Raw genomic sequence first — 22,472 nt, forward strand, 5'->3', positions numbered from 1 at the left:
CGGGGAGATGGACGTGGGCTGGCAATCGATCCGCTACGATTACGCAGGCGCGGACATTCTCGTCACCGGCGGGACCAGCGGCATCGGACGCGCGATCGCGACCGCCTTCCGCGAGGCCGGCGCGAATGTGACCGTCACCGGAACCCGCGCAAGCGCGAACGAATACGATGCGGACCTTTCCGGCATGCGCTACCTCCCGCTCGACCTGGAGGATGACGGCAGCATCGATGCCGTGGCGGACGCTGTCCCTGCTTGCGACGTGCTGGTCAACAACGCAGGAATGTCGTTCTACCCGCTGGGCCTGGACGAACGCGATCCGGATGTGTTCGCCAGGGCCGTCCGCATTCACCTGACCGCCCCGTACCGCCTGACCCGCAAGCTCGCTGGAAAGCTGGCCGCATCCGGGCGGGCCGGTGGCGGCTGCGTTGTGGGCATCGGATCGGTGACCAGCTTCATGGGCCTCGCCGTGACCCTGGGATACGGCGCGGGGAAGACCGGTCTGCTGGGCATGACCCGCGGGCTCGCAGTCGATCTGGGTGCCAGCGGTATTCGCCTGAACGTCGTTGCGGCGGGCCTGGTCGAAACCGCGATGACCGCAGCGGTGTTCAGCCCGGAAGGATCGGCCTGGCGGGAACCGTCCGTCGCCCGCACGCCGCTGGGCCGCCTGGGCAAGCCGGACGATATCGCCGGACCGGTGCTGTTCCTGGCCAGCGACGCCGCGGCATGGATCACCGGCCAGACGATCATGGTCGACGGAGGCTACACGATCAGTGGTTGAAACGATCCGGATCGACGATCTGGCCGCACCCCGGCTGACTCCGGAAATCGAAGGTGCGATCGCGTCCGTTCCGCCGGTGCGGATGAATGCCGAAGCCGTTCTCGACGCGGCGCGTGTCGCGACCGGCCTTTCGGATTTCGGCGCGGCCGACTTTCGCGAACGCCTAGGGATCTGGCTTGCAAGTTTTGACGAAGATACCGGTCTGAACCCGCTCGGCCGCGCGAACCTGTTCGCCGACTGCGTCCGCCAGGCCAGCACCCGGCTTCGTTTCGAAGACGCCTGGAAGCGGCATCCCGCGATCGCCGATGTCGTTATCGACAGGCCGATTCTCATCGCGGGCCTCCCGCGTTCCGGCACCACGCACCTGGTGAACCTTCTGGCGGCCGACGACCGGCTGCGATCGATGACGCTGTGGGAATCGATGGAGCCGATCGCGCGCAGCGAGCCTGCGCCGCCGCCCGAGAGCGATCCGCGCAGGGCGGACTGCGTGGCCATGTGGGGCCAGTTCGAATCGCTGCTGCCGCTGATGCCCGCGATGCACGAGATGGCGCCCGACGGGATTCACGAGGACGTGGAACTGCTGGGGCCGGACTTCTCGGGCTACCTGCCGGAATGGGTCAGCCGCCCGTATCGCTGGCGCGACTATTACCTGTCGCACGATCAGGCGCCGCATTACGCCTATGCCCGGCGCATCCTGCAATACATGACATGGTCGCGCGGGCCGAACCGCTGGGTGCTGAAGTCGCCGCCTCACATGGAAAACCTGCGCGCGGTGGCGACGACTTACCCCGACGCGACGGTCGTCATCACGCACCGCGATCCGCTCGCAGTGCTGCAATCGGCGATCACCATGATCGCCTATGGCGACCGCCTCCGCCGGACGGTCGACCTGGTAGAGCTGGCGACGTACTGGATCGACCGGATCGAGGCCCTGCTGCGCCGATGCGTGGCGGACCGTGACGCCCTCCCCCGCGCGATCGACGTCCGCTTCGACGCGTACATGGCCGACCAGCTGGGCACGATCGAGGGAATCTATGCGATGGCCGATCTCGAGCTGACGCCCGCCGCCCGCCAGCGGATCGAACGCCACCTGGCAGCGAACCCGCGCGGCAAGCACGGCCAGGTGGTGTATGACCTGCGCGGCGACTTCGGGCTCGACCCCGATGCGCTGTGGGATCGCTTTTCCTTCTACACCGAACGGTTCGGCGTATCGCGAGAAGTGCGATGAACGGGCGTGAACGCTTGCTGGCCGGTGCCGCGTGGGACGATTTCTGCGATTCCCTCAAGGCGGCGGGCCGCATCGTCGACGCGTTCGGGGAAGACGCCAACGAACTCGACCGCGCGGAGTGGTACCGTTTCCTGGGAAGGCTCACCCGCAACGGTCTGGAACGGTTTCTCGAGAACTGCGAACCCGATAATCCGCGCCTTCGCGACACGCCGTGGCGCCAGTCGATCAACTTCCAGTCGCCGGACCAGGATCACCTCCTCGCGGAATTTGTCGATGGCAGCCACGATTACGTCATCCGGGGCAACCGCGGGGGCTTGCCTTATTTCGTCATCGCGAGCTGGAATTCCACCCAGCCGCGCCATCCGGGCGATCGCGCATGGGCCGCCGATGGCGTCGCGGGCCTGACCCGGTTCGATCCGACCGCTTACCAGACGACCGGCTTCATCACGTCCGACCAGGTCCATTTCGACGATGATGGCCACTTCACCATCGCGGTTTCGCAAACGCCGATCGAGGGGATTGCCGACTGGCTGCCGATCCAGCCCGATTGCGTCGGGCTGCTGGTGCGCACGCTCTATCACGACCGGGCCAATACGGCCGCGCCGCAGTTTGCCATCGAACGCATCGACAGCCCTGCCCCGCGCGCCGTCACGCCGGGCGAGGTGGCGGACGGCCTCGCGAAGGCGGGCCAGACTGTGCTCGGTTACGGCGAACTCGTGCGGCGGTGGTGGCAGGCGAACCTCGGCCAGCGGCCCAACCGCATCCGGTTCGACCGCGCAGTCTATTTCTCCAACGGCGGCGTGCCGGATCGCCATCACGGCTTCGGTGCATGGGAATGCCAGCCTGACGAGGCGCTGGTGATCGATTTCATGCCCAGCGCGTGCGATTACTGGATCTTCCAGCTTTGCTCCATCTGGCAGGAAAACCTCGACAACTACGAACAGGGCGACGGCTACGTCACCAAGTACACCGCACGGTTGAACGCGGACGGTTCGGTGCGGATTATCGTCACCGGCACCGATCCGGGAATCTGCGGCAATGTGATCTCGCCATTCGGCCATGTCCACGGGGGGATGAGCTTGCGCCTCATCGGCACGCGGGGCGCGCCGCCTGCCGTATCGCTCCGGCGGGTTCCGCTCGCGCAGCTTGCGGCGCACGGCGAGAGCGCGCTCGCTGCGATCGAACCCATTCTCAGCGGAGAAGTCGCCGAATGAGAACGCTCAAGCCCCGAGAGAGAATTCTCTATGCAGGCACCTGTCAGGGCACGCCCGTGACCGAGCGCTACCCCGCGGCGCGCGATGCGGGGTTCACGGCCGTCACCCTGTTCGCATCCGACATCGTCGCCGCGCGCAGCCTTGGCCTCGGCTGCGACGATCTCAAGACCATGATCGCCGACGCCGGGCTCACGCTCTCGAACGTGGAAATCGTGGGCAACTGGATGCCCGGCCAGAGCGCGGACACCCCGCTGCTCCCGCGCGAGATGGCCGTGGCGATGCTCGATGGGACGGCCGAGCGGGTGTGCCGGACCGCCGCCGATCTTGGTTCCGCGGCGGTCACGGTCGCCGACTTGTTCGGCCTGCCCTTCGACGCACCCGAGGTCGCGAAGCATTTCGCAAAGGTCTGCGACGTGGCGGCCGACCATGGCCTCGACGTCACCCTGGAATTCGTGCCCACCGGCTGCGTGCGCACCGTCGCGCAGGCGCAAGAGGTCCTCGAGCGAGCAGACCGCACGAACGCCGGAATGCTGGTGGACAGCTACCATTTCTTCCGGGCAGGATCGTCCCTCGAGGATATGGCGCGCGTGCCGCCGGAACTGATCTCGTCCTGGCAGATGAACGATGCGGCGGCGACGCCGGCGACCGACGATGCCTTTGCCGACATGATGATCCGCGCCATGCCCGGTGACGGCGCGTTCGACCTCAAGGGTCTGATGCAGGCGCTCGCCGCAACCGGAACCACCGCGCCTGCCGGGATCGAGGTGTTCTCGGCCGAACTTTCCGCGCTCCCCTTCCCCGAGCTTGCGCGCCGCAGTGCCGAAGGGCTCGATTACTGCCTCGCCTTGTCTGGAGTGGACGCATGATTGGCGCTGTCGTCGTCGGGACGGGTTTCGGCCTGTTCACGCACGTGCGCGCACTGCGCGACGCCGGGATCGAAGTGCGCGCGATCGTCGGCCGCGACCGTACGCGAACGGCGGAACGCGCCGCGCCGCTTGCGATCCCGCTTGCGACGGACAGCCTCGACGAGGCCCTGGCGGATCCCGCCGTCGGCCTGGTCACTGTCGCGACGCCGCCGCACGCGCACTACGCGCCCGTCATGCAGGCGATCGCGGCCGGGCGGCACGTCGTGTGCGAGAAGCCGTTCGCGCGCGATGCAGCGCAGGCCCGCGAAATGCGCGACGCTGCGAATGCCGCGGGCGTCATCCACATGCTTGGCGCGGAATTCCGGTTCGACAGCGCCCAGGCGCTGCTTCGCCGTGTCGTGCAGTCGGGCGCCATCGGCGATCCCCTTCACTTCCTGCGCATCTATCACCAGCCCGGCAACCTTTCGCCGGACGAACCGGTAGCGGACTGGTGGGAGGACGCGAGCCAGGGAGGCGGTTTTCTCGGCGCGTTCGGAAGCCACATGTTCGACCAGGTCGATTACATGTTCGGGCCGATCGCGCGGGTGTCCGGCCAGTTGCAGGTGCTGGCGCCCGGGCGCCCCCAGCGCACCGCGGACGATTGCTATTCCGTCCAGTTCGAAACGGGCAGCGGCGTCATGGGCACGATCGTCGCCGCGCAGGAATCGCGCAGCGGGTTCGTCATGGCAACAAAGGTAACCGGCACCCGGGGCGGCGCGTGGATCCAGAGCGGGCCGAACTACGGCGACCCGGAAGAAGTCTGGCTGGCCGACGCGTCGGGCGAACGGCAGGTGCCGATGCCCGCCGAACTGGTCAACGCGCCGCCGACTCCCTTTCCGGTCAGCGAACTTGTCCAGACGGAAATGGACCGTTGGCACACCATGGGTTTCGATGTGCCGCCCTACACACGTCTGTTCGCCGAAATGGCCGAGAAGATCGCCGGTCGCGAACCTGCGCTGCCAGAGCGGGCGGCGACGTTCGACGACGCGGTCAAGGGCCAGGCCGTGCTCGACGCGATCCGCGATTCCGCTCGCGCAAGACAGTGGCGGGACGTAAACGCGAACCCATGATGGGCGAAATGTTGCGTGTTCCGGGCGGACGGTTCTGGATGGGATCGGACTGCCATTACCCCGAGGAAGGCCCGGCACACGAGGTCGAAGTCGATCCGTTCGAAATCGACCTGACCCCGGTGACGAACGACCAGTTTGCGGCGTTCGTGGCAGACACCGGGTACGTCACCTTTGCCGAAACCGCCCCCGATCCGGCCAACTACCCGGGCATGCCGCCCGAAATGGCGCGTGCGGGTTCGCTCGTATTCACCCCGCCGCGCGAGAGGACCGGTCTTGCCGATCCGTTCGCCTGGTGGGGCTTCGAATTCGGCGCGGACTGGCGCCGTCCGTATGGCACGGGCAGCGATCTTGCGGGGTTGGCGGATCATCCGGTGGTGCACATCGCCCTTGCCGACGCGGAAGCGTATGCAACCTGGGCCGGCAAACGGCTTCCGTCCGAAGCGGAATGGGAATTCGCCGCGCGCGGCGGCCTCGATCGCAACGATTACGCCTGGGGGCGGGAATTCGAGCCCGGAGGAAAGCCGCAGGCTAACTACTGGCAGGGAGAATTCCCGCACCAGAACCTCCTGACCGACGGGTTCGCCCGCACCTCGCCGGTCAGGGCTTTTCCAGCGAACGGCTTCGGCCTGTTCGACATGATCGGCAACGTCTGGGAATGGACCGCCGACTGGTACGCCGATCGCCACGCAACGCCGTCAGCCAGCCCGTGCTGCATCCCGCGCAACCCGCGCGGCGGTGACGAAGGCACAAGCCACGATCCCTGCACGCCGGATATGGCGATTGGCAGACGCGTTCTGAAAGGCGGATCGCACTTGTGCGCCGCGAACTATTGCCAACGTTACCGACCGGCTGCGCGCTATGCCCAACCGGTCGATACAAGCACCTCGCACGTCGGATTCCGTTGCGCGCGATCGCTTTGACGCGCCCTTATTTGAGGTCGATCGTCACTTTGTCGATCTGGCCGCCGCCGAACGGATATCCGAGCGCCGCGGTCGCCGGGTAGTCACCGACCGGCGAACCGCGATCGATCCCGACGTCGAACGTCTCGTCGATGGTGAAGAACGCCGGCGGGCTGGCGACCAGTCGGCCCCCGGCAACCTTCGTCCCGTCAGCGCTGAGCGACAGCTGCCCGCCCTTGGCATACCCGGAGCCATCGTAGTCGAAATCCATCCGAAGGTCGTGCTGGCCCGGCGCAAGTGGGGCATCGCCGCGCAAGGCGAGCTGCTGGATATTGAACAGGCGATAGGAGAACACCGGCCGCCGTTCCGCATCGAGATAGAGCGACCATCCCGCGCTCGACCCGCCAACCGCAGCGATGACACCCGACGACGCGTCCGTCACGTCCACGGTTGCGGAGAGGGACCATGAACGGTTGTAAACCCGCGGCAGCGCGGCTTCGGGTATCCCGACGGCGCCCATGTGATAGGTCACGGACGTTCGGCCGGCGGAAAGGGACGGCAACCCGTTAGGCCGGGTGAGATCGACATTCTGCAACGGGAGGACCTGGTTGGCGGCCGCCTCCTGCATGAAGAGCGCCTTCATCTCGGCCAGTTTGTCGGGAAATTTCGCAGCGACGTCGTTCGCTTGCGAATAATCGTTACGCAGGTCGTAAAGCTCCCACTTGTCATCCTCGAACGACTTGTTGCCGAAGCCCATCACGGCCCATGGCAAGCGGCTGTGGAAGGCCGACGCCATCCAGCCGTTGTGATAGATTGACCGATGCCCGAACACTTCGAAATACTGGGTCGTGTGGCGTTCGGGCGCCTTCGCGTCGTTGAAGCTGTAGATCAGGCTTGTCCCGTTCATCGGCTTCTGCGCCACCCCGCCCACTTCGGCAGGGGCCGGAATGCCCGTCGCCTCCAGAATGGTGGGCACGATGTCGTTCACGTGGCCGAACTGGCTGCGCACCCCGCCCTTGTCGGTAATTCGCGCGGGCCAGGTGACGACCATGCCGTTGCGCGTCCCGCCGAGGTGCGAGGCGACCGTCTTCATCCACGGAAAAGGCGCGTCCATCGCCCAGGCCCAGCCTGCGGGGATATGGGCGTATGTTTCCGGCCCGCCCAGCTTGTCGATCTGCGCCAGCCGCATCGCGTCCGTCTCGGGCATTCCCTGGATCGCGCCCATGTAGCTCGCGCTGCCCAGCAGTCCGCCTTCGCCCGACGCACCGTTGTCGCCAACGACGTAGATGAACAGCGTGTTGTCGAATTCCCCCTGCGCCCGCAACGCCTCAGCCAGCCGGCCCACTTGCGCATCGGTGTGCGCGAGGAAGCCCGCGTAGACTTCCATCAAACGTGCCGCCACGCGCTTCTGGTCGGGCGTCAGCGCGTCCCATGCGGGCTGTTGCGGATCGCGCGCGGAGAGCGTCGCATTGCTGGGGATGACGCCCAGCTTTTTCTGCCGCGCGAAGATCTCCTCCCGAAGCTTGTCCCAGCCTTGGTCGAACTTCCCCTTGTACCGGTCGATCCAGTCGCGCGGCGCCTGGAGCGGCGCGTGCGCGGCTCCGGGCGCAAAATACAGGAGGACCGGCTTGTCGGGCCTCGTCGATTGCTGGGCGCGGAGCCATTCGACGGCCTTGTCCGCAAGATCTTCGGTCAGGTGATAATTCTCGACCGCCGGGCGCATGGTCGGCCTGGTGCCTTCATACAGCGTTGGCTCGAACTGATCCGTCTCACCGCCCAGGAAGCCGTAGAACCGTTCGAAGCCCTCCCCGGTCGGCCATCGGTCGAAGGGGCCGCTCTGCGAGATTTCCCAGTCACCCGTCTGGTGCCATTTGCCGAACATCGCCGTGTTGTAACCGCGATCGCGCAGGATCCGGGCAATGGTCGCGGTGTCGGCCGAATGATACCCGCTGTAACCCGGGCGGCCGTCGGAAGTGTTGGCGACCGCACCGACGCCGGTGGCGTGCGGGTTGCGGCCGGTGAGCAAGGACGCGCGCGTCGGGGAGCAGATCGCCGTCGTGTGGAACCGATTGTAGCGCAGCCCTTGCTCCGCCAGCGTGTCGAGCGCCGGCGTCGCGACAGGCCCGCCAAATGTCGAGGTCGATCCGAATCCGACATCGTCCAGCAGTACGATCACGATGTTTGGCGCGCCGTCGGGCGCCTTGGTCACGTAGGGACTGGATTGCGCAGGCGCCGCTGCGGTCTGCTGCGCCACTAGCGGCGCCCCGGTCAAAACGAGAGACGTTGCCATCAGCAGCCTGGAAATACGCATTCACCCCTCCATGCGCGAATTCTTATCGTGTCTGCGCACCATAGCGGGCGGATTGCTACGCGCAATAGGATGCCCCGGCTTTCCTATCGCGCGGCGGCGTCCGGCCGTGTCTGCTGCGCGCGGAAGTGCGGAATGACTTTTTCGCCGATGTTGCGGATCGTCTCCATGATCACGTCGTGCGGAATGCCGCCCATCTGGAAAATGAAGAGAATCTCGTCCGCCCCGGCGTCGATCAGGCGCTGGACATACCGGATGCAATCGTCGGGCGTGCCGTAAGCATCCTGGGCGACCGTGTAGTTCGACAGGTGTTCGTCACCCACCGGGATCGCTTCTTCGGAAAGGTATGCGACGACCTGCTTCTTCTCCTCGGCCAGGATCGCTTCCTGTTCGTCGGCGGAGAGGTTCTCGTCGACCGTCGGCTTCGGGCCGCCCTGATACCAATACGCGATAGATTCGGCGAAGAAGCGCTGGCCCCGCAAGCCGATCTTGCGCGCCTTCTCGCGGTCGTCGAGCACCGTCGCGGCGCACAGGGCGGCGAGGTGCTCGTTCGGGCGGAAGCCGACCTGGTCCTCGGCCTTCCGGTTGCGGAAGGCCTCGCGGTAGATCGCGTTCTTCTTGGCGATTTCGTCGGGGCCGGAGAAGCCGAGCACCAGCGCGCCGATCCCGCGGCTGCCGGCCGCGATCAGCGTGTTTTCGCGCGTGCAGGCGAGATACATCGGCGGGTGCGGGTCCTGAAACGGCTTGGGATGGATCGGACGCCGCGGAATCTTGATGTATTCCCCGTCGTGCTCGATTTCGTCCTGCACCATGATCTTCGGGATCAGGTACATCGATTCATCGATCATCGGCTGAAGCTCGTTCAGGTCGTAGCCGAACGTCCCCGCCTCCTGCTGCGTGCCGCCCTTGCCCACGCCGAAGTGGACCCGCCCCTGGCTGAGGATGTCGAGCGTGGCGATCCGTTCGGCGACTTTCACCGGATGGTTCATCGCGGGGGGCAGACAAACGACGCCGTGGCCCACGTGGATGCGGCTGGTCGCCCCGGCGATGAACGCCAGCACCGTCTCGGGCGCGGACATGTGCGCGTACTGGGTCAGCGCGGTATGTTCGACGCACCAGATGCAGTCGAAGCCCATCTCCTCGGCAAGCTTGGCCTGTTCGACGATCTGGAGAAACACGGCCTGCTCGTTCGCCCGACTGGTGTCCACCATCTGCGCTTCGTAGATGATCGAAAACTTCATTGCTTGCTCTCCCAAATGGCGCGCACCTTCGCATGGTGTGCGGACCGCCGCCTCGTCCGAACGGATCAGTTTTCCTGGCCTCCGAGCCCCGGCAGGCTGGAATGGACCAGCCGCACGAGCTCACCCTGCCGCGACGCGCCCGTCTTCGCAAACAGGCCGCGCAAGTGCGAACGGGCGGTATTGCGCGCGATGCCGAGCCGCGCCGCCGCTTCGTCGAGGGACAGTCCCGCCGCAAGCTCGCCCGCCAGTTGCGCTTCCTTGTGCGTGAGGCCGAAGCGCTGCCGCAACGCGGCGATATCAGCCAGCACGGGGCGATCCGGATCGCTGATCATCAGGGTCACTGCGGGGGTAGACCCCGTGCGCATGAAAGGGGGCGTCGCGAGCCGGTGGATGGCCACGCCATAATCGCGGCGACCCGATGGACGCCCGATCCGCAGGATTGCGATCGGCGCAACGCGTTTGCCGACACCGGTTCGCGCCTCGGCCAGCGCGGCGTCGAGAGCCGTTCGATTGTCCGCCTCGGCAAAACGGAGCCGCCCGTCGCTGCAGGCCACGCCGTCGCCCTGCGCCAGGATGGCGTCGGCGACCGCGTTGCTGCGCACGATGCGACCGTCGTGATCGAGGACGACGATCCCCACCGCGAGCTGCTCGATCGCACCCGAGAACACCGCGTGCTCCGATCGGTTGGACTCCAGCGCCTGGTAGATCGCCAGCGCGTTTCGGACATGCGGCACCAGTCGCTGCAGTGCGGCGACCTCGTCGCGGCGGTAGTCGACGCCGCGGGTGCGGGTGATGCGCAGCCGCGCCTCGAACCCGGTGCCCGAACGCATATCCACGCCGAGCACGCGGTGAGTCGAATGTTCGGCAAGCCAGCGGTTGTAGTCGCTCGCCTCCGTCGCGCGCGCGCCCAAGAATTCGTGATAGGCAACGACTTCGCCTTCCGGCAGCCCGGTGAAGGGATCGTCGCGGAAAAATTCCGCCGTGTAGCGCTCCACCTCGGCCGCCGGCGCGCCGGGCGTGAGGATTTGCCCCGGACGCGTGGCGCCGGGCGGCGTCAGGATCAGCGTGGCGAATTCGGCATCGAGCATCCCGCGAACCGCCAACAGGAATTCATCCCACGGATCGCTGGAGGCGAGTCCGCCGAAAAGCGCCTCCAGGGCGCGTGATAATGCCGTGAGCGCGGCCGCGCTCAGGAGACCGCGCTCCGCCCGGCGATGTCATCGAGGAATTCGCCCATGATCCTCGTCACTTCGCCCGAGCGTTCGAGTTGCATCAGGTGCCCGGCCCCTTCGACCATCTCGACCCGCCGCACGTCTTCGTACTGGGTCTTGATCTCGGCAATCGGGTCGGGCCCGTGCCACGCCTCCAGGTCGACATCGTGGACGCTGCCGATGAAATAGAACGGGACCGCGCACCGGCGCCCGCGGAAGGGCGCCCGCTGATGCCAGCGCAAGTCCATCGCGCGATACCAGTTGATCCCGCCCGCGAAGCCCGAGGCCGCGTAGTCCGCGACGATGAATTCCAGCTCCAGCTCGCTCAGCCACCGCCACGGGAGCGGCGGCGCAGGCGGCAGTGCGTCGATGTAGCGCGTTCCCGGCGGATGCTTCCAGACATCGAGATAGTGGTATTCGGCCGACAGCGCGTAATAGACACGCGCAAGAAATTCGCGCGGGTTGGCATCGAGCTCCGCGTGGCTGTCGTCACGGGAAACGAAGTCGTGAATGTGGACGAAATGCGTCCGCGCCCATTCTGCTGCCTCGGCCAGCGGCGTCTTTTCGGGCCGGTCCGGCCAGTGCGGATTTTCGAGCCCGATGATCGCGGTGAGCCGTTCCGGATGGCGATATGCGAGATCGTAGATCGCCAGCACTCCGAAATCGAGCCCGGCGAACACCGCCCGCTGCTCCCCCAGGTGATCGAGCAAACCCAGCAAGTCGCCGACCGTGTGGTCGCAATCGTACGCCCGCCAGTCTGCCGGCGCGCTGGTCCGCCCCATCCCCCGCATATCCGGAGCGACCACGCGCCAGCCTTTTGCGGCAAGGGCGCCGATCTGGCGGTGCCAGCTGAACCAGGTGTGCGGAAACCCGTGGCACAGGACGAGGAGCGGCCCATCGCCCTGCTCCACGTAGTGCATCGTCAGGCCATTGACTGGCGCATAATGATGCGACCACTCCGCCATCAGAAGAAATAGCTCCCCCCGTTCGCAACCAGTACGGAACCGGTCGTGAAACTGGCCTCGTCGCTCGCCAGCCAGGCGACAGATGCAGCGACTTCTTCCGGCCGCGCCATTCGGCCAAGCGGTATCGACGCCTCCATTGACGTGATCCAGTCGTCCGGAATTCCCTGCATGATCGGCGTATCGGTCGGCCCGGGCGCAACCGCGTTCACGCGAATGCCGCGCGGCGCAAGCTCGCGAGAGAGCTGGCGCACCAGCCCGATCACGCCCGCCTTGCTGGCGCAATAATGCGGGCTGCCCTCGCCCGATTGCGCGGAAGTCGAACTGATGCACACCAGCGAGCCGGCGTTTCCGTCGGCCGCCATGACGCGGACCGTTTCGCGCATGAGAAAGAACGCGCCGTCGAGGTTCACGCGCACGACGCCGCGCCAGCCTTCGTCTCCCATGTGAATCAGCTGATCGACCGGGACCGCCGGGTCCTCGGCCCGCCGGGCCATGGCGGCGTACATCTCTTCCGAACCGTCGCCCGGCGCCTTGCCGATGCCGGCGTTGGCAACCGCGATATCCAGCCGCCCGAACGCGTGGCGCGCCGCGGCGACCGCAGCCGCCACGCTGGCGCTGTCCGAAACGTCGCAATCGAGCGCGAGGTGACGTTGGGGATCGGCTGTGCCGGCGACGGTGGCTTCCGCATCGGCGAGGTTGAGGTCGAGCGCCGCGACCCGGGCTCCGTCCGCTGCCAGGCGCTGGGCAATCGCCCGGCCGATGCCGCGCCCCGCGCCGGTGACGACTGCACCCCGTCCTTCCAGCGGGCCGCTCACGCGTTGGCCCCTGTCATGTCACGGGCGGCGATGTAGCCGAAGGTCAATGCAGGCCCGATCGTGACGCCCGCCCCCGGATAGCTTTCGCCCATGGCCGAAGCCGCGTTGTTACCAATCGCGTAGAGCCCCGGAATCGGCTCGCCCGCTTCGTTCAGCACCCGTGCCCTGGCGTCGGTGACCATGCCGCCATTAGTGCCGATATCGCCCGGGTGGATGGCGAAGGCATAGAAGGGCGCCTTCAGGATCGGGGCGAGCGAGGGATTGGGGCCATTGCGCGGGTCGCCGTACATCTTGTCGTAGGCCGCCTCCCCGCGATGGAAATCGGGGTCCTCGCCCTTGACCGCGAATTCATTGAACCGCGCAACGGTCGCTTCGAGCGTCGCGGGATCGGCGCCGATTTCCCGTGCGAGCTCTCCGATGGAATCGGCACGCTTCATCGCCAGCTTGACCATCCCGCTCTGCGCCCAGTCGGGCACGAGAGGGAGCAGCGGGCCCATCGGATACTTGTGACGAAATGCGTGGTCGAAGATCATCCAGCTGGGGTCGGTACCCTCCCCCGCCGCTTCCGCGGCCGCCATCTGCTGGCCGACGATGTGATAACTCGCCGCCTCGTTCAGGTAGCGCTTGCCGCTCTGGTTCACCATGATGGTTCCGGGCAGTGCGCGCTCGATCGTGCACAGCCGCCCGCGGTCCTCGCCCGGAATGTAGAACACCGGAGCCGCCCAGGCCGAATGCATGTTGCGCAGCGCCGCGCCGTGCTGCGCGCCCACCCGGATGGAATCGCCGGTGTTGCCGGACGTGCCCCCCGACAACCTGGCGCGGCGATAGTTCGGCGCATATTGGTCGCGCATGGCCTGGTTCTTGTCGAACCCCCCGGCGGCGAGCACCACGCCCTTGCGCGCGCGGACGCGCACGTCCCTGCCCCCACGGCCGATTACGGCGCCGACGATCCGGCCGTCCTCCTCGATCAGGTCGCGCATCGGGCTTTCGAGCCACAGCGGCACGCCGCGCTTGTTGAGGGCCAGCCGCAGTCCGCCGGCGAGCGCATTGCCCAGCGTCAACCGTCGGTCCTTGCCCGACTTGAAGCGGAACGGGAGATCGAGCCAGTAGCGCGCCAGCGACTTCGCCAGATGCGTGAACCAGCCCTTCGAGCGAAACAGCAGGATGTATGTTTCGTCGAAGTGCCAGTTCAGGTAGCCGAACAGGCTTGCCGCGGGCGAGGCGTAGCGCAGCGTCTCCACATCCTTGCCCAGCCGCCGCCCGTCGATCGGCAGCGGCATGTGCGTGCGGAACCCGGTCGGCGAGCCGCCGGGGTTTTCCGCGTGATAATCGGGATAGGGAAAAGCCTGGTACTCGATATCGGTGTTGGCGGTGATCCAGCGCAGCATCGGCGCAGCATTTTCCACGTAGGCGCGGATCTGTTCGTCGGGAACGTTGTCGGCCGACAGGCCCCGCACGTACGTGAATGCGTCGTCCACGCTGTCGTGGAAACCCGCTGCGGCCGCCTGGTCGCTCCCCGGGATCCAGATGCCCGCGCCCGACGTGGCGGAGGTGCCGCCCCAGAGGGCTTCCTTCTCGACGATCAGGACGTCCGCGTGGTTGTCGGCGGCGACCAGCGCGGACAGCAAACCGCCCGCCCCCGAACCGACCACCAGAACATCGACTTCCTTGTCCCAGGACTGGCTCATGAATCCTCGTCTGTCATGTAGAATTGCGGCGTCGCGCGTGTCGCGATCGTTTCGTTGCGCGCACGCAGGCCCTCGTCGAGCGCTTCGGGCTGCGGGACGATCCAGTATTCACCGCTGTCGATCGCTGCAAACACGCGTTCGGCGAATTCGTCCGGCGTGACGCCGTGCTGTTCCAGCATGTCGCGCATGGTGCCCACGAATTGCTCCGCATTGGCGCCCGCTTCCTCGCGGAAGATCTCGGACTTGACCGGGCCGGGCGCCAGAAGGGAGACGGCAACCTTGCTGCGCACCGTGGCAAGCTCGCCCGCAAGCGATTCCGTTAGCGCGACGACCGCGAACTTGGTTGCGGAATACGGGGCCATGAGCGGGCTGGGTAGAAAGCCGCCGACCGACGCGGTGTTGACGATCCGGCATGGGCGATCGGCCGCGATCATGCGGGGCACGAACGCGCGCAGCCCGTTGACCACGCCGAGCACGTTGACTTCAACCGACTGGCGCCACTTGTCGGCGGGGATTTCCCACGAATTGCCGGTGGTCAGCACGCCCGCGTTGTTGAACAGCAGATCGACCGGGCCTTGCGCGAACGCTTCGTGCGCCAGCGCCTCAAGCGCGTCCGGGTCGGTCACATCCGTGGGAACGGCGATCCCCCCCGTCTCGGCAGCAACCACCGCCAGCCGCTCGGCATCCCGATCCGCGAGAACTACGGACATGCCTCGCGCCGCTGCCTTGCGCGCAAGACCCGCGCCGATGCCGCTCGCCGCGCCGGTGATGACCGCCACGCCGCTCACCCGAACTGGTCCACCAGGTCTTGGACGGCGTTCGTCACGTCGTTCCGCCGGTAGCCGAGCGTGGCCGTTTCGTCCGCATCGGGATCGACGCGCACCCAGTTCCCCCGCCCCTGCGGTATGGCGATGTCGGGCAGCATCGGGTGTTCTTCGTCGCGTTCCTCCACCTTCGCCGGATTACCCGCCGCGTCGAAGAAGCGCTGGAAATAATCCGCGAAGCTCAGGTTCTCGTCACCGACAAGGTACGCCTTGCCCGGCTCGCCCCGCTCGAACGCGCCTTCGATCGCTTCGCTAAGCGAGCGGAACGACATGAAGTTGGTGCCCCCGGCGGGCGCATAGGCCGGCACGGGAATCTTTCCCTGGGCCCACTGAACGTAGGGCTCGAAGATCATGCTCGGCAGGCCCGGCACGCTTCCCACCATGAAAGGGGCGTTGACGCTGACGACGTCGAAGCCCGGCCGCCCTTCGGCGCGCGCGCCTTCGCAGGCGGCCTTGCGCGACTGGATATATCGGTTGCCTTCGACGAGTTCGGGCGCTGCCTGGTGATAGTAGCTGCCAAGCTGGACCACGCGCTTGACCCCGGCTTCGCGGCAGGCGGCGAAGAACGCTGGCACAGCCTCGTGATTGGCCCTCTGCAGATGCGCCTCCGCGTCGTCCCCGGGCGGGATGTGGCGCGGATCGTTGCCGGCGGCAAACAGCACCCAGTCGAACCCGCGGAGCCGGTCGGGCGTGAAGTCGCCCGCCACATAGTCCCCTTGCAGGAACGGCATTTCGGCCATCGGTGTGCCCGGATGCGCGGGGTTGCGCGCGCCGATCGTCACGTCATGCCCCTTGGCTGCAAGATGGATCGCGGCATGGCCGCCGAGTGCGCCGGTGCCCCCGACAACGAGAATTTTCATAGGGTTCCTTCCTTCGCGCAATCGCTGGGTGGTCATGTCGCGCCGGGCTTCGGAGTGACCGGGCGGGTCTCCTCCCAATCGACGATCAGCTTGCGGCGGGCGAAACGCCACGCCCCCTCCTCGCGCCGCCAATGGTCCTGGTACCGGATCGACCAGACGAGGATTGTGTCGGCATCGTTCGACAGGTGATCGGCGGTCGAGTAAGTCTCGCCCCGGGCTTCGTGACCTGCAATGGTCGCCACGCACTGGTGAACGCGGTGGATCGTGGCGCGGAAGTTCGCGGCCAGGAAATCAAGCGAACCGAGGTTCGCCTCCACCCCCTCGATCAAAAACCCCGGGCCTTCGATAACGCAGTCCTGCGCCAGCACCTGCCGCCACAAGTCCTTGTCGCGGCGGTCCGCCCCCACGGCATAGAGTTCGGCGGCGCGGCGAAGTTGGGCGTGATCGTCCACGCTCAGCTCCCCGGAATCCTGAGGCCGTTCCCGGCGACCATCGGCATGATAGTCCATTCCCCCGCCGGCGTGCGGGTCCACCCGGCGGCCGCCAGGGCGCCCCCGTCCACATGGATCGCCGTGCCCGTGACCCAGCTCGCGAGCGGACTGGCGAGATAGAGGGCCGCCCCCGCGCAATCGGCCGGCGCGCCGAAGCGGCCGAGCGGTATCCACTTGTCCATGTCGGCCCGGTTTTCCGGCGGAATCATCACGTCGAGCGCCACCTGCGGCGTGTCCGTGGTTTCGGGCGCGACATCGTTGATGCGGATGCCCTCGGGCGCGAGTTCGAGCGCGAGGCTCTTGGTAAAGCCTGCGATGCCAGCTTTCGCCGCTGCGTACACACTGCAGTACGGGATGCCCCGGTATGCTTCGATCGAGGTCACGTTCACGATCGACGATCCCGGAGCGGCCGCGCGGAGCAGCGGGAGCATGGCCCGGGTCATGCGCAGCAATTGCCCCAGGTTGACGTCGAGAATCTCCTCCGCCTGCCCATCCTCAAGCATCGCGAAGGGCAGCGCGTGGACGAAGTGGCCGACGTTGTTCACCAGCACGTCGAGCTTGCCCGCCGAAGCGCCGATCCGTTCGGCTAGCATCGCCGGGGTGGCGCGATCGAGCACGTCGCAGGTTATCACGTCGGCGCCCGGCAGCGCGGCGGCCACGTCGGCAGCGCGGGCGGGATCAATCTCGGCAATGGTCAGGCGCGCACCCGCAGCGGCGAACGCTTCCGCAATGCCGCGTCCGATACCGACACCGCCGCCGGTGACGAGGACCGACTTTCCGGTGAAATCGAGCGCGCTGGACGGCGGCGTCACGCGCACTGCCTCCCGCAATGATGCTCGACAATGTCCATTCGCGCTCTCCTCACGAAATTGAGGCCGGTGTAACAACGCGAACAGGCTTTGTCATGGCCTTTCACTTCAGTTATGCGTAGGTCAAACGGCCAGATGCTACGAAAACGGGTAAAGCGGGAGGGGAGCAAATGGAGAAGGTCGTGGCGGCGCTGTGGTCGCCGGAAGGCCAGGATCGCGCGGCGTTCAACGCGGCGTTGCTCGATCGCCTGCCGGTTGCCCTGCGATCCGCAGGGGCGAGCTCAATCCGCCTGAATGTGCGCGATGACGCGGTGGAAGCGGGCGCGGGCCACGTGCAGCGCTGGCAGGAACCGCACGCGGTGGCGCAGTTCTGGCTGCCCGCCGCGAACCCGCGTTTCTTCGCACCCGTGGCGGATTCTGTCGGCGCGATCGCGCCGCGCTTCGCCGCCTGGCTCGTCTCCGAAGCGACGATCATTGCGAACACGGCGCATCCGCCGCGGCGCGGGGAACGCACCTGGGGCTGGTCCCAGGCAACCTTCCTCGCCTTCCGGCCCGATCTGGAGCCCGAGGCGGCCGATCGCCACTGGCGGACCCACCACACCACCGTCGCCATCGAGACGCAGGCCAATTTCGAATACGTGCAGAACCGCGTCGTCCGCGCGCTTACGCCCGATGCGCCCGCCTACGATGCCTTCATCGAGGAATGCTTCCCCGCCGAAGCGCTGACCGAGCCGCAGGCGTTCTTCGATGCGGTCGGCGACGAGGCGAAGTTCCAGGCGAACCTGGCGAGCATGATGGACAGCTGCGGCGGGTTCATCGACTTCGCGCGGATCGATGTCATCCCGACGAGCCAGCATGACTTCGGCTGAGCAGTCCGCCGGGCGCGTGGTCCGCATCGGCGGAGGGGCGGCGTTCTTCATCGACAGCGCGCTGGCCGTCCCGCAGCTTCTGGCCGACGGCGTCGACTACATCGTGCTCGATTACCTGGCCGAAGGAGCAATGGGACTGCTGGGCAGGATGCGCGCGGCCGATCCGGGCAGCGGGTATCCGTCCGATTTCATGCAGGTCCACATCGGACCGCACCTGGAGACTATCGCAAAGACGGGGTGCCGGATCGTCGCGAACGCCGGAGGGGTCAATCCCGCTGCATTGGTCGCCGCGCTGCGTGCGGAAATCGCCCGGCGCGGCCTGGCGCTCAAGGTCGCCTGCATCAGCGGTGACGATCTGCTCCATCGCCTGCCGGAACTCGCGGGCACCCCCGACATGGCGAACGGGGAGCTGCTGCCGGGCGAAGGGGTGACGAGCTGCAACGCCTATCTCGGCGCGTTCCCCATTGCCGAGGCCCTGTTGCGGGGCGCGGACATCGTCGTGACCGGGCGAGTCGTCGATTCGGCGCTGACCCTGGGCGCGCTGGTCCATGAATTCGGCTGGGCGGCGAACGAATGGGAGAAACTTGCCGCCGGCACCCTCGCCGGCCATCTGGTCGAATGCGGGGCGCAGGCCACCGGCGGCACCTTTACCGATTGGGAGAGCGTCGAAGGCTGGGACACCATCGGTGCGCCGATTGCGGAATGCCGCGCGGACGGCACGTTCGTCCTCACCAAGCCGGCGGGTAGCGGCGGCGTGGTCAACTGCGGCACGGTCGCCGAGCAGATGCTCTACGAAACCGCCGACCCGCAGGCCTACATCGTGCCCGACGTCGTCCTGGACATGAGCGAGGTTCGCCTTGCGCAGATCGGGCCCGACCGGGTGGCGGTGACGGGCGCGATCGGTCACCCCTCGACCGGCACGCTCAAGGTGTGCGCCACCTGGGACAAGGGCTGGCGCGGGACGGCCCTGCAACCGGTGATCGGCCCGCGTGCCGTCGCCCGCGCGCGCAAGCAGGCCGATGCGCTGTTCGCGCGCGGGGCGGCCATGCTGCGCGCCCGCAACATGGCCCCCTTCCTTTCCACCGAAGCCGTGCTGGTCGGCGCGGGCGAAGCGATCGGCCTGTTGAACGAAGACGCGCAGGAAGTGCTGGTGAAGCTCGTCGTCGACCACGACGAGGCCGCCGCCGTGCAAGGCTTCGTGCGCGAACAGTTCGCGGCCATTTCGGCGATGGCGCCGGGGACCAGCGTGGCGTTCGGCGTGAGCGTGGCGCCGCTCATGCGGCTGGTCTCGTTTCTGATCCCCAAGGCCGACGTCGTCCCCCTGCTCGACGTGGACGCTGGGTTCGAGCCGCTGGCGGCCACGGCGGATGGCGGATTCGATGCTGCGGCGATCCAACGCCCGGCTCCCCCGGCGCCCGGCGCGCTCATGGTGCGCGAGCTTCCTCTCGAACGGCTCGCCTGGGCGCGCAGCGGCGAGAAAGGCGAAACCGTCAACATCGGCGTTATCGCCCGCGATCCCGCGCGGATGGGTGATCTGCGCGCGGCGCTGACCCCGCAGGCGGTGCGTGCCTGGTTCGCGCACCTGTTCGTGAGGGACGCGGGCGCGGTCAGGATCTACGACCTGCCCGGCATCGCCGCCGTCAATATCGTGCTGGAAGGCGCGCTGCCGGGCGGGATCAATGCGAGCACGCGCCTCGATCCCGCCGCCAAGAGCGTCGCGCAGCAGTTGATGCGGTTCCCGGTGCCGGTGTCCGCCTGAAGCGCGGCTAGCGCGCGCCGCGCACAAGCCTTCCCGGACGGGCTCCGGTGTCCTCGTCGAAGCGGCGGATCACCGTTCCCGCAACGACCGTCGCATCGTAACCCGTCGCCCGCTGGTCGAGCCTTCGCCCTCCGGCGGGCAGGTCGTAGGCGACGTGCGGCATCGGGAGGTGCAGCCTGTCGAGGTCGATCACGTTGAGATCGGCCTTCATGCCCGGCGCGATCAGCCCCCGGTCGCCCAGCCCGATGGCAAGCGCCGGTTTGCGGCTCAGCATATGGACCGCCTGCTCGAGCGAGAATCCTTCTCCCCTAGCGTCGCGGACCCAGTGAGTCAGCATGAAGGTCGGATAGCTGGCGTCGCAGATCGCGGAATAGTGCGCACCGCCGTCGCCCAGCCCGACGATGCAGTCCGGGCGCGACAGCAGTTCCTTCACGACGTCGAGCCGCCCTTCGTAATAGTTGCCGAGCGTAGCCAGCAGGAAATTCCCGCCCGCCCCCTCGGTCAGCCAGTCATAAGCCCATTCGGGCGGCGAGACGTTCGCCCGGGCGGCCAGCGCGGCGACGCTGGTGTCCTTTGCGGGCGCGTAATCGGGTTCTCCGGCGAAGGGGAACAGCCACTCCCAGTTTCGCGCCATCTGCGCGAGCGGGTGGCCGGGGTCGGGCTCCTCCGCGATCAGATTTGCGCGCAGGTGCGGATCGCGCATCGCGGCAAGCTTTTCATCGAGGGGCAGCTTCGCGAGCGCTTGCCAGCTCGGGCACAGCACGAACGGATGGACCGACAGCTCCAGCCCTTCGATCATCCCGATCGGGCGCGGAAGCACCTGCGAGGTCATCGATACGCCGCGCGCGCCGGCCCCATCCATCACTTCGAGCGCCCCATCCCAATTGGGCGCGCCATCGTTGGCGGTGCCGAGCGTGACCGTTGCCGGCCGGCCGCAGCTTTCGGCGACATCCGCGATCAGCGCGAATTCGGGCCCGAGGCCGAGGAACAGGTTCGGGACCACCTGCAGGATGCCGGATCCCGCTTCCGCCATGCCGGCGGTGATCGCCTTCAGCTCGTCCGTATCGGCGTCGAAGCTGGGGATCGCCGCGCCGCTGGCGGTCTTGTGGATCAGCAGGCGCGATGTTGCGAAGCCGATAGCGCCGGCTTCGATCGCCTCGCGCGCCAGCCCGCGCATTGTGGCCAGATCGTCGTCGTTCGCGGGCTCCCGGTTCGCGCCGCGCGCGCCCATGGCGTAAACGCGCAAGGGGCTGTGCGGCAGGAACGCCGCCACGTCGATATCGCGCAGGCCCGCTTCCAGCGCGTCGAGGTATTGCGGGAAGGTTTCCCAGCTCCACGGCAAGCCATCGGCCATGACGACCCCGGGAATATCCTCCACCCCCTCCATCACGTCGATCAGCGTTTCCCGGTCCTCCGCGCGGCACGGCGCAAAGCCGACGCCGCAGTTGCCGAGGACGACGCTCGTCACCCCGTGCGACGATGACGGGCTGAGCCGGTCCGACCAGATCGCCTGGCCATCATAGTGCGTGTGCGGATCGACGAAGCCGGGGGTCACGATCCGGCCGGTGGCGTCGATCTCTTCCGCGCCCCGCCCGGTGACCGCACCGACCGCGGCGATGCGCCCGGCGTTCACCGCCACATCGCCGACGAACGGCGCGCCGCCGCTGCCGTCGACCACCGTGCCGCCGCGGATCACCAGGTCGTAGGCGCTCACGCCGCGGCCCTGCCCGACCAGATCTCGCCCTCGCGCGCGGTATCGCGGTCGACAGCTCCGCGCACGCCCAGCGCCTCGCGCGCCTCTGCCAGGGGGAGGTGCCAGTAATCCTCCATCTTCGCCATCCAGAACGGGTCGGACTGCTGGCCGATCTCGATCCCCTGCTTGATGCAGTCGAGCGCGGTTTCCCACACTTGCGGGTAATGGAGCATCGTGCGCACGACATAGCGCATCGAGCCCAGGATCCCCATCACGCTCATCTCGCCGGCGAGTTCCTTGTCGGTCACGTGCGTGTGGATCGTCGCCAGCCGGAACCAGTAGGGGATCAGCTCGCCCATGTAGTTGAAGCCGCCCCCGGTCAGGATGTGTTCGAAATCGTGCGTCTGGCCGGACCGCAGCGAGTAATACTCCCACTGCGTGCGGGGTTCGTAGGGCGGCACGATCTGCACTTCGTACCCGCCGTCGCTGAACGCCTTGTACATGATCCCGCCGAGCGTTCCCGGCGCGCAGCCGGCCATGTCCTCCAGCTTGTAATCCGACACGAACCCTTCGGAAAACCACGCGTCGAGCGCGGGATTGACCTTGCGCTCGGCGGTGAACATCGCCTCGATCCGGTCGTAGTCGCGCAAGTCCGCGAGGATGCCGATCAGCTGGTGCATTTCCGCCGCGGGCGGGAAATCCGGCCCGTTCGCCTTGAGCGCGATCATCGCGATCCATTCACGCAGGCGCGGGTCGTTGAGGTATTTCGACGAGGAGACGAGCACGCTGGAATCGGTACCCACCGGCATGATGCCGCGCGCGAGGTAGGGAATATCGTCCATGTT

The 22,472-nt window shown here is 67.2% G+C and carries 20 protein-coding genes; 8 read left to right on the top strand and 12 right to left on the bottom strand.

The genetic code is table 11. The features are described from left to right. Window positions 1-7 precede the first annotated feature (7 nt). The 6 genes from GRI40_RS03600 to GRI40_RS03625 are packed head-to-tail and all read left to right on the top strand — an operon-like array spanning window position 8 to window position 6,115. Window positions 8-778 (top strand): SDR family NAD(P)-dependent oxidoreductase, encoded by a 771-nt coding sequence (locus tag GRI40_RS03600; protein WP_202390130.1) that lies wholly within the window; start codon window positions 8-10, stop codon window positions 776-778. Continuing rightward, window positions 771-2,006: a sulfotransferase family protein gene (locus GRI40_RS03605; RefSeq protein WP_337190482.1), complete on the top strand. Its 1,236-nt coding sequence runs from the start codon at window positions 771-773 to the stop codon at window positions 2,004-2,006. Before GRI40_RS03600 ends, GRI40_RS03605 begins: the two co-directional genes overlap by 8 nt. After that, window positions 2,003-3,220, top strand: a complete 1,218-nt coding sequence (locus GRI40_RS03610; RefSeq protein ID WP_160610076.1) for a hypothetical protein — start codon at window positions 2,003-2,005, stop codon at window positions 3,218-3,220. The genes GRI40_RS03605 and GRI40_RS03610 overlap by 4 nt, the downstream gene beginning before the upstream one ends. Further along, the gene (locus GRI40_RS03615; RefSeq protein ID WP_160610077.1) at window positions 3,217-4,086 is read left to right on the top strand and encodes a sugar phosphate isomerase/epimerase family protein; all 870 of its coding nucleotides are present in this window, start codon (window positions 3,217-3,219) and stop codon (window positions 4,084-4,086) included. Before GRI40_RS03610 ends, GRI40_RS03615 begins: the two co-directional genes overlap by 4 nt. Beyond that, window positions 4,083-5,195 (top strand): Gfo/Idh/MocA family protein, encoded by a 1,113-nt coding sequence (locus GRI40_RS03620; RefSeq protein ID WP_160610078.1) that lies wholly within the window; start codon window positions 4,083-4,085, stop codon window positions 5,193-5,195. The genes GRI40_RS03615 and GRI40_RS03620 overlap by 4 nt, the downstream gene beginning before the upstream one ends. After that, on the top strand, window positions 5,192-6,115 hold the full coding sequence (locus GRI40_RS03625) for a formylglycine-generating enzyme family protein (protein WP_160610079.1): 924 nt from the start codon (window positions 5,192-5,194) through the stop codon (window positions 6,113-6,115). Before GRI40_RS03620 ends, GRI40_RS03625 begins: the two co-directional genes overlap by 4 nt. Window positions 6,116-6,122: 7 nt before the next feature. Here GRI40_RS03625 and GRI40_RS03630 read toward each other — a convergent pair whose 3' ends face one another. From GRI40_RS03630 to GRI40_RS03675, 10 genes are all read right to left on the bottom strand, one after another. Next, entirely contained in the window at window positions 6,123-8,405 is a 2,283-nt protein-coding gene (locus GRI40_RS03630; protein ID WP_160610080.1) for an arylsulfatase, read from the bottom strand. Between the two features lie 83 nt (window positions 8,406-8,488). Beyond that, window positions 8,489-9,643: an LLM class flavin-dependent oxidoreductase gene (locus GRI40_RS03635; RefSeq protein ID WP_160610081.1), complete on the bottom strand. Its 1,155-nt coding sequence runs from the start codon at window positions 9,641-9,643 to the stop codon at window positions 8,489-8,491. Between the two features lie 65 nt (window positions 9,644-9,708). Then, a complete protein-coding gene (locus GRI40_RS03640; RefSeq protein ID WP_160610082.1) occupies window positions 9,709-10,731 on the bottom strand; it encodes a helix-turn-helix transcriptional regulator in 1,023 nt (340 codons plus the stop codon). A gap of 101 nt (window positions 10,732-10,832) precedes the next feature. Then, window positions 10,833-11,819 (bottom strand): alpha/beta hydrolase, encoded by a 987-nt coding sequence (locus tag GRI40_RS03645; RefSeq protein ID WP_160610083.1) that lies wholly within the window; start codon window positions 11,817-11,819, stop codon window positions 10,833-10,835. Next, window positions 11,819-12,634 (bottom strand): SDR family oxidoreductase, encoded by an 816-nt coding sequence (locus GRI40_RS03650; protein ID WP_160610084.1) that lies wholly within the window; start codon window positions 12,632-12,634, stop codon window positions 11,819-11,821. Before GRI40_RS03650 ends, GRI40_RS03645 begins: the two co-directional genes overlap by 1 nt. Then, window positions 12,631-14,322: an FAD-dependent oxidoreductase gene (locus GRI40_RS03655; RefSeq protein ID WP_160610085.1), complete on the bottom strand. Its 1,692-nt coding sequence runs from the start codon at window positions 14,320-14,322 to the stop codon at window positions 12,631-12,633. The genes GRI40_RS03650 and GRI40_RS03655 overlap by 4 nt, the downstream gene beginning before the upstream one ends. Then, window positions 14,319-15,110 (bottom strand): SDR family NAD(P)-dependent oxidoreductase, encoded by a 792-nt coding sequence (locus GRI40_RS03660; RefSeq protein WP_160610086.1) that lies wholly within the window; start codon window positions 15,108-15,110, stop codon window positions 14,319-14,321. The genes GRI40_RS03655 and GRI40_RS03660 overlap by 4 nt, the downstream gene beginning before the upstream one ends. Then, window positions 15,107-16,006, bottom strand: coding sequence for an NAD-dependent epimerase/dehydratase family protein (locus GRI40_RS03665; RefSeq protein ID WP_160610087.1), 900 nt, complete (start codon window positions 16,004-16,006; stop codon window positions 15,107-15,109). The genes GRI40_RS03660 and GRI40_RS03665 overlap by 4 nt, the downstream gene beginning before the upstream one ends. A gap of 32 nt (window positions 16,007-16,038) precedes the next feature. Next, complete coding sequence (locus GRI40_RS03670) at window positions 16,039-16,458, bottom strand: nuclear transport factor 2 family protein (RefSeq protein ID WP_337190483.1); 420 nt, start codon at window positions 16,456-16,458, stop codon at window positions 16,039-16,041. Window positions 16,459-16,460: 2 nt separating this feature from the next. Beyond that, window positions 16,461-17,384: an SDR family NAD(P)-dependent oxidoreductase gene (locus GRI40_RS03675; protein ID WP_337190484.1), complete on the bottom strand. Its 924-nt coding sequence runs from the start codon at window positions 17,382-17,384 to the stop codon at window positions 16,461-16,463. 92 nt (window positions 17,385-17,476) lie between these two features. Here GRI40_RS03675 and GRI40_RS03680 point away from each other — a divergent pair, with 92 nt between their 5' ends. After that, a complete protein-coding gene (locus GRI40_RS03680; protein WP_160610090.1) occupies window positions 17,477-18,175 on the top strand; it encodes an EthD domain-containing protein in 699 nt (232 codons plus the stop codon). Then, window positions 18,162-19,934, top strand: coding sequence for an acyclic terpene utilization AtuA family protein (locus tag GRI40_RS03685; protein ID WP_160610091.1), 1,773 nt, complete (start codon window positions 18,162-18,164; stop codon window positions 19,932-19,934). The genes GRI40_RS03680 and GRI40_RS03685 overlap by 14 nt, the downstream gene beginning before the upstream one ends. A gap of 7 nt (window positions 19,935-19,941) precedes the next feature. Here the strand turns inward: GRI40_RS03685 and GRI40_RS03690 are convergent, their stop codons facing one another. Both GRI40_RS03690 and GRI40_RS03695 read right to left on the bottom strand, forming a co-directional pair. Further along, window positions 19,942-21,648: an amidohydrolase family protein gene (locus GRI40_RS03690; protein WP_160610092.1), complete on the bottom strand. Its 1,707-nt coding sequence runs from the start codon at window positions 21,646-21,648 to the stop codon at window positions 19,942-19,944. Continuing rightward, a complete protein-coding gene (locus GRI40_RS03695) occupies window positions 21,645-22,469 on the bottom strand; it encodes a hypothetical protein (protein WP_160610093.1) in 825 nt (274 codons plus the stop codon). Before GRI40_RS03695 ends, GRI40_RS03690 begins: the two co-directional genes overlap by 4 nt. Window positions 22,470-22,472 lie beyond the last annotated feature (3 nt).

The organism is Tsuneonella aeria (genome assembly GCF_009827495.1).
Classification (GTDB): domain Bacteria; phylum Pseudomonadota; class Alphaproteobacteria; order Sphingomonadales; family Sphingomonadaceae; genus Tsuneonella; species Tsuneonella aeria.